The sequence below is a fragment of the Erwinia sp. HDF1-3R genome (assembly GCF_039621855.1).
GTDB lineage: Bacteria > Pseudomonadota > Gammaproteobacteria > Enterobacterales > Enterobacteriaceae > Erwinia.
Map to the genome: position 1 here is coordinate 4,478,643 of NZ_CP155071.1, position 13,874 is coordinate 4,492,516.

11 protein-coding genes are annotated in these 13,874 nt (G+C 57.1%); 3 read left to right on the top strand and 8 right to left on the bottom strand.

What is annotated here, in order from left to right; translation table 11 throughout:
* Positions 1-68: 68 nt before the first annotated feature.
* Genes glgC through glgB form a run of 3 tightly spaced genes read right to left on the bottom strand, consistent with a single transcriptional unit; the run spans position 69 to position 5,539 of the window.
* On the bottom strand, positions 69-1,358 hold the full coding sequence (gene glgC / locus AAGR22_RS20425) for a glucose-1-phosphate adenylyltransferase (protein WP_067699925.1): 1,290 nt from the start codon (positions 1,356-1,358) through the stop codon (positions 69-71).
* A 12-nt stretch (positions 1,359-1,370) separates the two neighbouring features.
* Positions 1,371-3,311, bottom strand: coding sequence for a glycogen debranching protein GlgX (gene glgX, locus AAGR22_RS20430; RefSeq protein WP_345831633.1), 1,941 nt, complete (start codon positions 3,309-3,311; stop codon positions 1,371-1,373).
* Between the two features lie 41 nt (positions 3,312-3,352).
* Positions 3,353-5,539, bottom strand: a complete 2,187-nt coding sequence (gene glgB / locus AAGR22_RS20435; protein WP_345829310.1) for a 1,4-alpha-glucan branching enzyme — start codon at positions 5,537-5,539, stop codon at positions 3,353-3,355.
* 63 nt (positions 5,540-5,602) lie between these two features.
* Between glgB and AAGR22_RS20440 the strand changes: the two genes are divergently transcribed.
* Positions 5,603-5,899 (top strand): hypothetical protein, encoded by a 297-nt coding sequence (locus AAGR22_RS20440; protein ID WP_156484900.1) that lies wholly within the window; start codon positions 5,603-5,605, stop codon positions 5,897-5,899.
* 83 nt (positions 5,900-5,982) lie between these two features.
* On the opposite strand, the gene asd is transcribed toward AAGR22_RS20440, so the two are convergent.
* The gene (asd, locus tag AAGR22_RS20445; RefSeq protein ID WP_067699930.1) at positions 5,983-7,092 is read right to left on the bottom strand and encodes an aspartate-semialdehyde dehydrogenase; all 1,110 of its coding nucleotides are present in this window, start codon (positions 7,090-7,092) and stop codon (positions 5,983-5,985) included.
* A 281-nt stretch (positions 7,093-7,373) separates the two neighbouring features.
* Between asd and AAGR22_RS20450 the strand changes: the two genes are divergently transcribed.
* Positions 7,374-7,967 (top strand): YhgN family NAAT transporter, encoded by a 594-nt coding sequence (locus AAGR22_RS20450; RefSeq protein WP_067699932.1) that lies wholly within the window; start codon positions 7,374-7,376, stop codon positions 7,965-7,967.
* A 1,075-nt stretch (positions 7,968-9,042) separates the two neighbouring features.
* On the opposite strand, the gene gntU is transcribed toward AAGR22_RS20450, so the two are convergent.
* The 4 genes from gntU to AAGR22_RS20470 form a co-directional block, all read right to left on the bottom strand.
* On the bottom strand, positions 9,043-10,383 hold the full coding sequence (gntU, locus tag AAGR22_RS20455) for a gluconate transporter (protein ID WP_067699935.1): 1,341 nt from the start codon (positions 10,381-10,383) through the stop codon (positions 9,043-9,045).
* 6 nt (positions 10,384-10,389) lie between these two features.
* A complete protein-coding gene (gntK, locus tag AAGR22_RS20460) occupies positions 10,390-10,929 on the bottom strand; it encodes a gluconokinase (protein WP_345829314.1) in 540 nt (179 codons plus the stop codon).
* A gap of 245 nt (positions 10,930-11,174) precedes the next feature.
* Positions 11,175-12,170 carry a gluconate operon transcriptional repressor GntR gene (gene gntR, locus AAGR22_RS20465; protein WP_345829316.1) on the bottom strand — a complete coding sequence of 332 codons (996 nt, stop codon included), beginning with the start codon at positions 12,168-12,170 and terminating at the stop codon, positions 11,175-11,177.
* Positions 12,171-12,266: 96 nt separating this feature from the next.
* Entirely contained in the window at positions 12,267-12,962 is a 696-nt protein-coding gene (locus tag AAGR22_RS20470; protein ID WP_067699941.1) for a pirin family protein, read from the bottom strand.
* A gap of 349 nt (positions 12,963-13,311) precedes the next feature.
* Here AAGR22_RS20470 and AAGR22_RS20475 point away from each other — a divergent pair, with 349 nt between their 5' ends.
* On the top strand, positions 13,312-13,806 hold the full coding sequence (locus AAGR22_RS20475; protein WP_067699944.1) for a GNAT family N-acetyltransferase: 495 nt from the start codon (positions 13,312-13,314) through the stop codon (positions 13,804-13,806).
* Positions 13,807-13,874 lie beyond the last annotated feature (68 nt).

Genomic DNA, 13,874 nt, shown 5'->3' on the forward strand with positions numbered 1-13,874 from the left:
ACTGTATGCTGACGCATTGACCCGCATCAGATGTTTTTTCTTATTACGGCCCGGCGTTGTTAAAGGCTTCAGTTCCGCCAGCCTAACTTCGCCAACATAGTGCGGGTCACCAGAACAATGCCCTCTTCAGAACGATAAAAACGGCGCGCGTCGTCGTCCGGGTTCTCACCAATGACGGTCCCCTCCGGAAGTTCGCAGGCACGATCAATCACGCAGCGGCGCAGGCGACACGAGCGTCCAACCACCACGTCCGGCGAAAGAACGGAGGAATCAATATTGCAAAATGAGTTGATGCGCACGCGGGAAAACAGCACCGAATTGACCACCACCGAACCCGAGATAATGCAGCCTCCCGATACCAGCGAATTCATCGTCATGCCATGGCTGCCGGATCGATCCTGGACAAATTTCGCAGGCGGCAGAGGCTCCATATGGGTGCGGATCGGCCAGTCGCGATCGTACATATCCAGCTCCGGCATCACTGAGGCAAGATCGAGGTTAGCTTTCCAGTAGGCTTCGAGCGTACCCACGTCACGCCAGTAGGGCAGTGAGCTATGATCGCTCTGCACGCAGGAGTCGCTAAAGGAGTGGGCCAGCGCTTCGCCGGTTGCCACGACCCTGGGCAGGATGTCCTTGCCGAAGTCGTGATTCGACTCCGGCAGCGCCAGGTCCTCTTCAAGCAGCTGATAGAGATACTCGGCGTTGAAGGCGTAAATTCCCATGCTGGCCAGCGCCTGGGTTTTATCGCCCGGCATCGAAGGTGGATCGGCGGGTTTTTCGAGAAAGCCGACCACTTTGTTATCGTCGCTGACCGCCATCACCCCGAATGCGCTGGCCTCTTCAATGGGAACCGGCAGGCAGGCAATGGTACAGTTCGCGCCGTTCTCCACGTGATCCAGCAGCATCCGTGAGTAGTCCATTTTATAGATATGATCGCCGGCCAGGATCACGATGTACTGCGCCTGATAGCGGCGAATGATATCGAGATTCTGGGTGACGGCATCGGCGGTGCCGCGATACCAGTGCTCGGTCGAGAGCCGCTGCTGCGCGGGCAGCAGGTCGACAAACTCGTTCATCTCCTCATTTAAAAAGGACCACCCGCGCTGAATATGCTGCACCAGCGTGTGGGACTGATACTGGGTGATCACCGCGATCCGTCGGATCCCGGAGTTCAGGCAGTTCGACAGAGCAAAATCGATGATGCGGAATTTTCCGCCGAAGTGGACGGCGGGCTTGGCGCGGGTCGCGGTCAGGTCTTTCAATCGCGTGCCTCGTCCGCCCGCCAGGATCAGGGCAACAGTTTGAGATGGCAATTGTCTTGCCAGCATCAGGGGATCGTTCTTATCTAATTTGACCATGTCTGACTCCTGTTATGATTGTTTGTGGAATACGCACACGCCGTGCGCGGCTCCATGCCAGACAGTTGACAGAATCGGGTTATCATCCCCGGCGAAAGGAGGGATGGCGCGCCATTCCCCCAGGGGTAATATCAGTTCGCACACTTCTTCGGTGGCGTTCATGGTAATAAGCCAGCGCTGCGAGAGGAGGATTTGCAGTGGTTGCAGCCCCTCCTGCCACGCACTGGCATCCAGCGGCTTTCCATGCTGGCCGAGCCACTCAACGTTCCCATCGCCCTCCTGCCACCAGCTATCGCAGCCGAGCGCCGGAATACGTCGCCGCAGATGGATGAGCGCGGCGGTGAAGGCGAACAGTTCGCTATCGTTATCATCCCAGTTGAGCCAGGTCAGCGCGTTATCCTGGCAGTAGGCATTATTGTTGCCGTGCTGGCTGTGGCCGTGCTCATCACCGGCCAGCAGCATCGGCGTACCCTGCGACAGCAGCAGCGTGGTGAGCAGGGCCTGTACGCTGCGACGACGCTGTTCCCTGACCGCCTGCGGGGCATCGAGCCCTTCCACCCCGTGGTTATGGCTAAAGTTAGCGTTATGCCCGTCACGGTTATCTTCACCGTTGGCCTCGTTGTGCTTCTGGTTGAAACTGACCACGTCACGCAGGGTAAAGCCGTCATGGGCGGTAATCAGGTTGATGGTCGCCGAGGGTCGCCTGTCATCCTGCTGAAACAGGTCACTGGAGGCGGCAAACCGGCTGGCAAACTCCCCGTTGGTCATATCGCCATGCAGCCAGTAGCGGCGCATGACGTCGCGGAACTGGTCGTTCCATTCTGCAAACGGCGGCGGGAACTGCCCCAGCTGATACCCCTCCGGGCCGATATCCCAGGGTTCAGCGATAATTTTGCAGTTGCCGAGCAGCGGATCGGCTTTGATCAGCTGCATCATTTCCGCATCACGACGATATTCCGGCGTGCGGCCCAGCACCGGGGCCAGATCGAAGCGAAAACCGTCCACATGACAGACCTCCACCCAGTAGCGCAGGCAGTCGAGCGTCCACTGCATGACGCTGGGCTGGCTGGTGTTTAGCGTATTGCCGCAGCCGGTCCAGTTTTCGTACTCACCGCTTTCACCCAGCCAGTAGTAGCTTTTATTGTCCACGCCGCGGCCGGAGAGGGTCGGGCCAGTCTCTTCCAGTTCCGCGGTATGGTTAAACACCACGTCCAGAATCACCTCGATACCTGCCAGATGGAGCGCTTTGACCGCCTGCTGAAATTCACTACGAGGATCCGCCCCATTCGCGCCCGAGGCGTAGCGGGCATCAACGGCCCAGGGCGCCAGCGGGTTATAGCCCCAGTAATTAGTCAGCCCGGCGCGCTGCAAACGCGGCTCATCGGCAAAACAGGCGATGGGCAACAGCTCCAGGCTGGTGATGCCAAGGCGCTTCAGGTAGTCGGTCACCACCGGATGGCCCAGCGCGGCATAGGTGCCGCGTATCTCAGGCGGAATGCCCGGATGGCGCTGAGTCAGGCCGCGAACGTGCGCCTCATAAATAACCGTCTCTCCCCATGGAACGCGCGGCGCGCTGTCGCCCTCCCAGTTGAAGTCACCGGACAGCACCACGCTTTTCGGCGCAACCGGGCTGCTGTCGCGTTGATCCATTTCACTATCGCCACACTGAAAGCGCGGGTCGTCCGGCACGCCGCCTTCAATCGCCAGCGCACAGGGGTCCACCAGCAGCTTAAACGGATTAAAGCGGTGCCCCTGCTGTGGCTGCCACGGGCCGTGTACGCGATAACCATAGCGCTGGCCCGGGCCTATGCCCGCCAGGTAGCCGTGCCAGATATCACCGGTACGGCCCGGTAAATCTCTGCGCGTCTCCACGCCCTGCTCATCAAACAGACAGAGCTCCACGCGTTCGGCGTGCCGGGAAAACAGCGTAAAATTAACGCCATTGTCGTCCATAACGGCACCGGCTGGCGCGGATCTTCCCGGCAGGACCCGATTCACGCTGGCTCCCTGACCAGCCACACCGTGGACAGGGGCGGCAGCGTCATACTGAGCGAATGATCGCGATGGTGGCTGGGATGTGCCTCGGAGTGAATCACCCCCAGGTTACCCGTGTTGCTGCCGTGATAATGCCCCGAGTCGGTATTAAGGATTTCACGCCAGCTACCCGGCTGCGTCACGCCAAAGCGATAGTGATGTCGGGTGACCGGCGTAAAGTTACTGGCGACGATCAGCTCATTGCCCTCGCGGTCACGACGGACAAAAACAAAAATGGAATTCTCAAAGTCATCCACCACCAGCCATTCAAAACCGGCGGGATCAAAGTCGAGCTGATAGAGCGGCGGATTATCGCGATAGGTGTGGTTCAGATCCTTCACCAGCCGCTGCACGCCATGGTGGAAGTTGTCTCCGCCCTCCAGCAGATGCCAGTCCAGGCTGATATCGTGATTCCACTCCTTGCCCTGGGCGAATTCGTTGCCCATAAACAGCAGCTTTTTGCCCGGATAAGCGAACATCCAGCCGTAATAGGCCCGCAGGTTGGCGAATTTCTGCCACGCATCGCCGGGCATTCTGCCGAGGATCGACTTTTTACCGTGGACCACCTCATCATGCGAAAGCGGCAGCACAAAATTTTCGGTGCTGTTATAGAGCATGCCGAAGGTCAGGTTGTTGTGATGGTGCTTGCGGTATATCGGGTCCAGCTTCATATAATCCAGGGTGTCGTGCATCCAGCCCAGATTCCACTTGTACCAGAAGCCCAGGCCGCCCGACTCAGGTGGACGCGTTACGCCCGGGAAGTCAGTTGACTCTTCGGCCAGGGTGACCGAACCAGGAACCGTCTGGCCCAGCGTTCGGTTGGTGTAGCGCAGAAATTCGATGGCTTCGAGATTTTCTCGCCCACCCAGATGATTCGGCACCCACTCCCCTTCGGCGCGGCTGTAGTCGCGATGGATCATTGAGGCCACGGCGTCAACACGCAGCCCGTCTATGCCAAAGCGTTCGATCCAGTAGAGCGCGTTACCGGCCAGGTAATTGCTGACCTCACGGCGGCCAAAATTGTAGATCAGGGTATTCCAGTCCTGATGGTAGCCTTCACGCGGGTCGCCATGCTCATAGAGCTCGGTGCCGTCGAACCTGGCCAGACCGAAATCATCGGACGGGAAGTGGCCCGGCACCCAGTCCAGCAGGACATTCAGCCCCGCCTGGTGAGCGACGGCGATAAAATTACGAAACTCGTCGCGGGTGCCAAAGCGGCGCGTTGGCGCATACATGCCGGTAGGCTGATATCCCCAGCTGCCGTCAAACGGATGCTCGTTAATCGGCATCAGCTCCAGATGGGTAAAGCCCATCTCCTTCACATAGGGGATAAGCTGCTCGGCCAGCTCCTTGTAGCTCAGCCAGAAATTATTGTCGGTATGACGCCGCCAGGATCCCAGATGTACTTCATAGATGGAGATCGGCGCATCAAAATCATTCGCCAGCTTACGCGCTTCCGTCATCGCCGTCTTGGGCGGGATCCCGCAGATCATTGACGCGCTTTCCGGCCGCATTTGCGCTTCAAAGGCGTAGGGATCCGACTTGAGGCGCAGCTGTCCGTGCGCATCAATCATTTCAAACTTATAGAGCTGTCCCGTCACCGCGCCGGGGATAAACAGCTCCCAGACGCCAATTTCCCGACGAAAACGCATGGGATGGCGTCGGCCGTCCCAGTAGTTGAAATCCCCCACCACTGCGACCCGCTGGGCATTCGGTGCCCATACTGAGAAACGGGTACCGGGCACGCCATCAATCACATCCGCATGGGCGCCCATGGTTTCATAAGGGCGCAGATGGGTACCCTCCGCCAGCAGCCAGCTATCCATCTCGGCCAGCAGGGGGCCGAACCGGTAGGGATCGTCAATCAGGTTTTGCTGTCCATGCCAGGTGACGGCCAGCTGATAGCGAAAGGGCGTTTTGCGACGGGGAATGATGCTGTTGAAGAACCCGCGTGAATCAAGGCATTCAAGCTGAGCGCACTTACGCCCGGTATTGGTTTCAATAACCCAGACTTCGGTAGCATCAGGCAGCAATGCCCTGACCTCCAGACCGTTTTCAGTCTGATGCATGCCAAGTAACGAAAAAGGATCAGCATAGTGACCCGAAATTAATGCATTAATAAGCTGACGATCCGTAGGCGCGGACATGACTTTCTTCCCATGATATAGGGCAGACGATCCCCAATTATTTCAGGAATGAACTGCTCTTCATTGAGCAAAAGCACGCTGACGGGAGAGGTGACCATCCAGTGGGAAAAACCGCCGCAGCGTGCGACAAATTCAGTTGGATACTCAAAAAAATTTTTTGGACCAGAACGGGCAAACTTTCCAGTCATGTTTAAAAGACGCTATTTTTTAAGCATAGCTAAGCCGCCACTAAAGCCCTCACCGAAACGACAAAAATATGACTTCCAGATCAAACTTTCAGAGATTGGCGATGGGAATTCAGGGAAGAAAGCGAGTGAAGGCGCGCCAGCGCTACAGATAAACTTAGCTAATGGCGTTTGAACACAACGTGCTGTGGGCGGGTGGGGGTAAAGCGCGGGAGCGGCCGGGCAGGTTTTTCGCCTGCCCGGCAGAGAAAAATAATGTTAATCGACCAGCAGGCGCAGCATACGGCGCAGCGGTTCGGCGGCCCCCCACAGTAGCTGGTCACCCACGGTAAAGGCTGACAGATAGTCCGGCCCCATATTGAGCTTACGCAGGCGGCCAACCGGGGTTTTCAGCGTACCGGTAACGGCGGCAGGCGTCAGTTCACGCATCGTCAGTTCGCGGTCGTTAGGCACCACGTTAACCCACTCGTTGTGGTCGGCCAGCATCTGTTCGATCTCACGCAGCGGCACGTCTTTTTTCAGCTTTAGCGTAAAGGCCTGGCTGTGGCAGCGAAGCGCTCCGACGCGTACGCAGAGCCCGTCAACCGGGATAAGTGTGGACGGCTGCAAAATTTTGTTGGTTTCCGCCTGCCCTTTCCACTCTTCGCGGCTCTGACCATTTTCGAGCTGCTTATCTATCCACGGGATCAGACTGCCTGCCAGCGGCACGCCGAAGTTGTCCGTCGGCAATACGCCACTGCGGCTCATTTCAGTGACCTTACGCTCGATATCCAGAATGGCGGAGGCCGGATTCTGGAGCTCTTTCGCCACATGGTTATGTAGCATGCCCATCTGGCTTAGCAGCTCACGCATGTGACGAGCGCCGCCGCCGGATGCGGCCTGGTAGGTCGCTACCGAAGCCCACTCGACCAGATTGCTGGCGAACAGGCCGCCCAGTGACATCAGCATCAGGCTGACGGTGCAGTTGCCGCCCGCAAAGGTTTTAATGCCTTTGTCCAGCCCCTGACGGATAACCTGGTGATTAACCGGATCGAGAATAATCAGCGCATCGTCGTCCATGCGTAGCGTCGACGCCGCATCGATCCAGTACCCCTGCCAGCCTGCGGCACGCAGTTTTGGATAAATTTCAGTGGTATAATCCCCGCCCTGACAGGTAATGATGATATCGAGCGCCATCAGCGCATCAATATTAAAAGCATCCTGCAGCACACCCGCAGGCTGGCTACCCAATTCGGGAGCGGCCTGGCCGTACTGCGAGGTTGAGAAAAACACCGGGCGAATCACGTCAAAGTCGCGCTCTTCGCTCATGCGCTGCATCAGCACGGAGCCAACCATGCCGCGCCAGCCTATTAATCCAACTGATTTCATGTTGTACCTGCTTCAGGGGCTTTACTGGCATCTGCTCGCCGGCAGCGATTCGCGCCTGTGACGCAACGATAAGGTCGCGGAGGGCGCAACGCGCGGGCGGTAAGCAATCTGACTGCGACAGTCGCGCCTGACCTGTTAGAGTAAATGGATAAGGGATCGATCTGACGTTTACCTTACAAAATGCTGGAAAAGTGGCAAGTGAATTAAATCGATTGCAGGCAAATTTTTAGCAATGCTGCTTATATCCTGCGGCAAACTGCGCAAATACGAGAACAACAACGATGACTGAAATGATCTCGGCAACAATATTATTGCTGCTTATTATGGATCCGCTGGGCAATTTGCCGATTTTTATGTCGGTTTTAAAACATCTGGAGCCGAAACGTCGACGGGTGGTGCTGATCCGCGAAATGCTGATTGCGCTGGTGATCATGCTGCTGTTTTTATTCGCCGGCGAGAAAATTCTCGTCTTTCTGAATCTGCGTACCGAGACCGTGTCGATTTCCGGGGGAATTATTCTGTTCCTGATCGCTATCAAAATGATTTTCCCTTCGCCGGAGAGTAGCAGTACCGGACTGCCTGCGGGAGAAGAGCCTTTTCTGGTACCGCTGGCGATCCCCCTGGTTGCCGGCCCTTCCCTGCTGGCTACGCTGATGCTGCTTTCACATCAGTACCCCGACCGGATGAGCTATCTTGTGGGCGCGCTGCTGTTTGCCTGGGGGACCACGGTAGTGATTCTGCTGCTGTCGGGGCTATTTTTACGCCTGCTGGGCGAGAAGGGCGTTAATGCACTGGAGAGGTTGATGGGACTGATCCTGATTATGCTGGCGACCCAGATGTTTTTGGATGGGATCCGCGCCTATCTGAAGATTTAACGCGTTTTGCCGCGTTAGCGGTGAGGCTGGGGGCGGACCCGGTTCTGCAAAGTTCGGGGGTGTCGCCTACGGGTGGGGCCCGGTGCTGCGAAGTTCGGGGGTGTCGCCTACGGGTGGTCCCGGTGCTGCGAAGTTCGGGGGTGTCGCCTACGGGTGGGGCCCGGTGCTGCGAAGTTCGGGGGTGTCGCCTACGGGTGGGGCCCGGTGCTGCGAAGTTCGGGGGTGTCGCCTACGGGTGGGGCCCGGTGCTGCAAAGTTCGGAGGTGTCGCCTACGGGTGGTCCCGGTGCTGCGAAGTTCGGGGGTGTCGCCTACGGGTGGGGCCCGGTGCCTGGCGGTCCTCGCGCCGCGCGTGGCGCGGTCCCTTCGCTCCGCTCGTCGACCTTTCGGACCGGGTATGACGGGACATCCCTGTCCCGGCATGCCCTTGTGCCAGCATCCCTGCTGGCCCATCCGGGTCTTCCTCCCTTCACTCAGCGCTGCGGAATGCCTGTCACCGGGCCCCACCCGCCTGCTCCTTTTGCATTGTGCTGACTGCGGGTAACAACGGTTCCGGGGTTTCAGGAAACTCTTTATCCGGTTTTATTGCGGAAAAAAACCTGCAAATAAGAAAACCTTTTCGCTAAAGAGTCGCTACCGTCGCCTGCTGGCCCATCCGGGTCTTCCTCCCTGCCCTCAGCGCTGCAGATTGCCAGTCACCCGTACCCGCCCGCCTGCTCCTTTAACATTGTGCTGGCTGCGGGTAAAAGCAACTCAAAAGCCTGAGAGGTGGACAATCCCTGCGGTTGACGGGCAATCCGCAGCGCTGCGGCGAAGACGGAGGGCCAGGCGAGGGCAGCAGGGATGCTGCTCTCAGGGAGCGGCGGGCAGGACGCCCGCTCGCGACCGGGCCGTCCGGCCGGGAGTCGGAGCCAAAGGCACCAGGCAAAGCCTGGCGCGAGGACGCCCGGCAAACGCTGGGATTGTCCACCGGCATCGCGAATAGTGCAGCTTGTATGACTGGCCTGCGAACGCTGAGATTATTCACCGTAACAGCAGATATCATCCCAACGCCCCTGTTAATACCCTCTCAAACGTCAGGAAAGTATCTCAAACGCAATCATACCGACCACTGCACCAACGGTGCCGAGAATGGTTTCCATCAGCGTCCAGGTCTTCAGCGTTTGCGCTTCCGTGGCGCCGGTAAAACGGCCAAAAAGCCAGAAGCCGGCATCATTAACGTGACTCACCACAATTGAACCACCGGCAATGCAAATAGACAGGGCGGCCATCTGCGCGCCGGAATAATGCAACGGCTCAATCACCGGCATAATCAAACCGACGGCGGTCAGACAGGCAACGGTTGCTGAGCCCTGAATAATCCTCACCGCGGCAGCAAGAATAAAGCAGGCCAGCGCCACCGGCAGACCCGCGCCGGTCAGGGCATTCCCCAACGCCGGGCCGACGCCAGAATCCACCAGCACCTGCTTAAACACGCCACCGGCCCCAATCACCAGCAGAATAATTCCCGCAGGCTGAAGCGCACTGCCGCAGATCTGCATCACCCGCTCTTTATCCATTCCCTGACGGTAAGCCAGGCCGTAGATAGCGACCAGACAGGCCAGCAGGATGGCAATAAAGGGATGCCCGATAAACTCCAGCCACTCATACAGCGTACTGCCCTGCTCGGTAAAGCGCGCCCCGATGGTTTTCAGTCCGACGAGGATCAGTGGAAACAGGATCAGCGAGAGACTAAAGCCAAAAGAGGGCAACTTGCTTTCTTCAAATTCAGGATGGCTGGTCTCTGCCGGGAGCGAAAAGGTGACGCGGCGGCTGATAAAGTTACCGAATAGCGGCCCGGCAATTAACATGCTCGGGATCGCCGCACACAGGCCCAGCAGAATCATCCAGCCGAAGTCCGCATGCATCTGCGACGCCAGCAGCATGGGTGCCGGCCCCGGTAGCAGAAAGGCAGCAGACGCGGCCACCCCGGCAAACAGAGGGATAACCAGCTTGACCAGATTATCCTGAGTACGACGCGCGACCGCAAAGGCGATGCTTATCAACAGGACGACAGCCACTTCAAAAAACAGCGGCAGCGCGCAGATCAGTCCGGCGATCCCCATAGCGTAATGCGCACGGCTTTCGCCGAAGGTTTTCAGCATCTTAATCGCTATCTGATCGACCGCGCCGGTTTCATGCAGAATTTTACCGAACATCGCGCCAAGCGCGACCACAATCGCCAGAAAGCCCAGCGTGCCGCCCATGCCTTTTTGCATGGTGTCGGCAATTTTATCCAGCGGCATACCGGAGAACAGACCGGCACCCACCGAAACTAACATCAGCGCCACAAAGGCGTGCATCCGCGCTTTCATGACCAGAAACAGCAGCAGCAATACGGAACCTGCCGCGGTTAATACCAGCGTTGCAGTAGCCATGGCAGCCTATTGAGTCTTATTGATTGCGCCGTTGATGGTGGTAATGGTGTTCGCCACAACCTCATCCAGCGTCTGATTAATGTCTACAACCAGCACGTCGTGCTCGTCGCCTGCGGGCTCTTCCAGCGTGGCAAACTGCGTCACCAGCATCTGTGGCTTAAAGAAATGACCTTTACGCGCACGCAGGCGCGATTCGATGGTGTCGAAGTCTCCACGCAGATAAACAAATGAAAGGTTTTCATTACCCTTACGCAGAATGTCCCGGTAGCTCTTTTTCAGCGCAGAACAGACGATCAGTGAGACAGCATTGGTGCGCTGCATCGCGAATGCCGCATCGTTAATTGCCGTCAGCCAGGGTTTACGATCGTCATCGTTCAGCGGATGTCCTTCAGACATTTTCTCAATGTTCGCGCGAGGATGAAGGAAATCACCGTCGAGGAAAGCCGCTTTCAGCAGGTACGCCACGGCATTGGCAACGGCTGATTTGCCGCTTCCGGATACGCCCATCAGCACAAAAACGTGATTGGACGAAGGGGATGTTTTCATGAGTGTTGCTCCGGCAGGTAATTCTCGTGACCCGGCTGATTTAAGGTTCGCAATCAGGTTCAGGGTGTTATCGGTAACATTGTCTGGTGGCGCGCCTGCCAGGGCAACAGCTGTGGAGGAAAAAGCTGGTATCTGTGAAGTGGTTCAAACAATTGACAGTTTAGGAACAATTTCGCACAAAGGATCAAAGCAGCGGGTGAGCAGCTTAATGCTGCCCCTTCAGGCACAGGAATCAACAACGGGGGTTAAATGCTGCCCCCTTCGAAAAGGGTGAAGCCCACATTTATCGGCTCCGCCTCGGCATGGTCACCGCGGATCCTCGCCAGCAGCAGCGCAGCCGACGCCTTTCCCATCTGCTCACGAGGGGTCATGACTGTCGCGAGCTGCGGGGTGACTACCTGGGTAATATCGTGTCCGTGAAAGCCCGCAATCGCCATATCCTGCGGTACGCGTAATCCCTGCCGCTGGCATTCAAACATCGCGCCGACTGCCAGATCGTCATTGGTGCAGAACAGGCTGTCGGCATCGGGATAGCGTGTCTGAGCCTCTTTTAACAGCAGGCCGCCCATTGAGAACGATGACGCCTCTTCCATCATCACGCTGCGTGGGGTCAGTCCAGCTTCCCGCATCGCCAGCTCGTAGCCCTGATGCTTAAGCAGGGTACGCTCATCCAGCCGGGCGCCCAGATAGACCGTATTGCGGTGTCCCTTACGCAGAATGGCCCGCGTCATCTGGCGCGCGGCCTCAACGTTGTCAAAACCGACTGCCATATCCACGCAGGGAGAGATGCAGTCCATCATCTCCAGCACCGGTATGCCTGCCGTTTCGATCATGCGCAGGCTCGCTGGGGTATGGGTGCGTTCACTCAGAATCAGCCCGTCAATATTCCAGCCCAGCAGCGAGCGGATTTGCAGCTCTTCCTTTTCAGGACTGTAACCGAAATGGCCCAGCATGGTCTGATAACCCGCCGCATCGGTCACCGCTTCAATACCGCGCAGTACATCGGCAAATACCTGGTTAGTCAGCGAGGGCAGCAGTACGCCAATCGCCCTGCTGGTGGCGTTTGAAAGAATGTCCGGCGCCCGGTTGGGAATGTAGTCCAGCTCATCCAGCGCTTCAGCAATGCGGATTTGAAGGGCGGCAGAAACCCGCTCAGGGTTGCGCAGATAGCGGCTCACAGTCATTTTGGTGATGCCCACGCGATCGGCAACATCCTGTAGCACCGGTCTTTTTTTCTTCATGGTTATATCAGGTCATGGAGGGAGATAGGGTGAGTGTAACAAAACTGAAGGGAAAACGGTGCAGGGCGCGGATAACCGCGCCCAAAGTGTGACGGATCAGACAGGTGGGAGATCGAACAGCAGGATTTCAGCCTCGCTGGCGGCATTGATGCTCAGCAGTTCCTCATCCCAGATGGCAAACGCATCACTGGTAGATGCCGCTGCGCCGTTAACGGTGACATCACCCCTGACCACCTGGATCCAGATGCGGCGACCCGCATCTACCGTAGCACTCCCCTGCTCGCCCGGTTTAAACGCCCAGCGAGAGAGCGTCATGTCCTGGAAAACCTTCAGCGAACCGTCGCGCGCATCCGGTGACAGCACCAGCTGACGCCCCTGAACATCATCGAACCGGCGCTGTGCGTATCGCGGTTCAATCCCGGTTTCCTGCGGGATGATCCAGATCTGATACAGGTGCAGCGGCACCTCTTCACTGGCGTTGTATTCAGAGTGACGCACGCCGGTACCGGCACTCATAATCTGGAACTCACCCGCCGGGATCTGCTCTTTATTGCCCATGCTGTCTTCGTGCTCAACGGTACCGGAGAGCACGTAGGTCAGGATCTCCATATCTTTGTGCGGATGGGTACCAAAGCCCTGACCTGCATCGATTACATCTTCGTTAATAACCCGCAGCGCCGAGAAGCCCATAAAATCAGCGTCATAATAGTTAGCGAAGGAGAAAGTGTGATAGCTGTCCAGCCAGCCGTGATTAGCGTGGCCGCGCTCCTGTGCCTTACGTATATAGATCATATTCAATCCTCTTCAATGTTTTAATCCAGTCTGGACCGGTTATGAACAGGATGATAGCGGAGAAAATTGTCTTCTCTGTTCAAATAATTCGACAGAGAAAAGCGGCGCTTTTCAGACATTTTGACGTGGAGATATGACGGGCAAAAAAAAGCCAGCACCCGAGCTGGCTAAGTAATACCGGAAGCAATGTGAGCAATGTCGTGCTTCTCCGACTGGTCCGTGAAGCCCATGTCGAAAACGCATGACAATAATAATCATTATCATTCGCGTCTGTAAAGTTTTTTTCTTGATTTTATTGTCAGTGCCCCTGATGTTTAAGGGGATTGCCCGTTTAAAAAAAGGAGATAAAATGAGTGAGATTGTGATTCGCCATGCCCTGAGTGGCGATGCCGCCGCCCTGCATCGCATCCTGAGCCAGCCGGAAACCTATGCCGACACGCTGCAAATCCCTCACCCCTCACTCAAGCTGTGGCAGGAACGCGTGGAAAATACTCCTCCTGGCACGCAGCGGCTGGTGGCCTGTATTGATGGTCAGGTGGTGGGCGATCTCACCCTGGAGGTTTACCAGCGGGCGCGGCGTCGCCATTCCGCTACCTTTGGTCTGTGCGTGGATTTTCATCATCGCGGGAAGGGAGTTGCACGGGCATTAATGCAGGAGATGATTAATCTCTGCGATAACTGGCTGAGCGTCGATCGTATTGAGCTGACGGTGTTTGCGGATAACGCCCGTGCGATCGCGCTGTATCAGCATTTTGGTTTTGAAACCGAAGGGCTTGCACGACGCTTCGCCGTACGCAACGGTCAGCAGACCGATGCCCTCTATATGGCCCGCCTGAAGGAGTAACTCCTTCGGGTCGCTTTTCTTTTGCCGGTGAGATAAAAGAAAAGCGACGGCAATCCGGACGCCGTCGC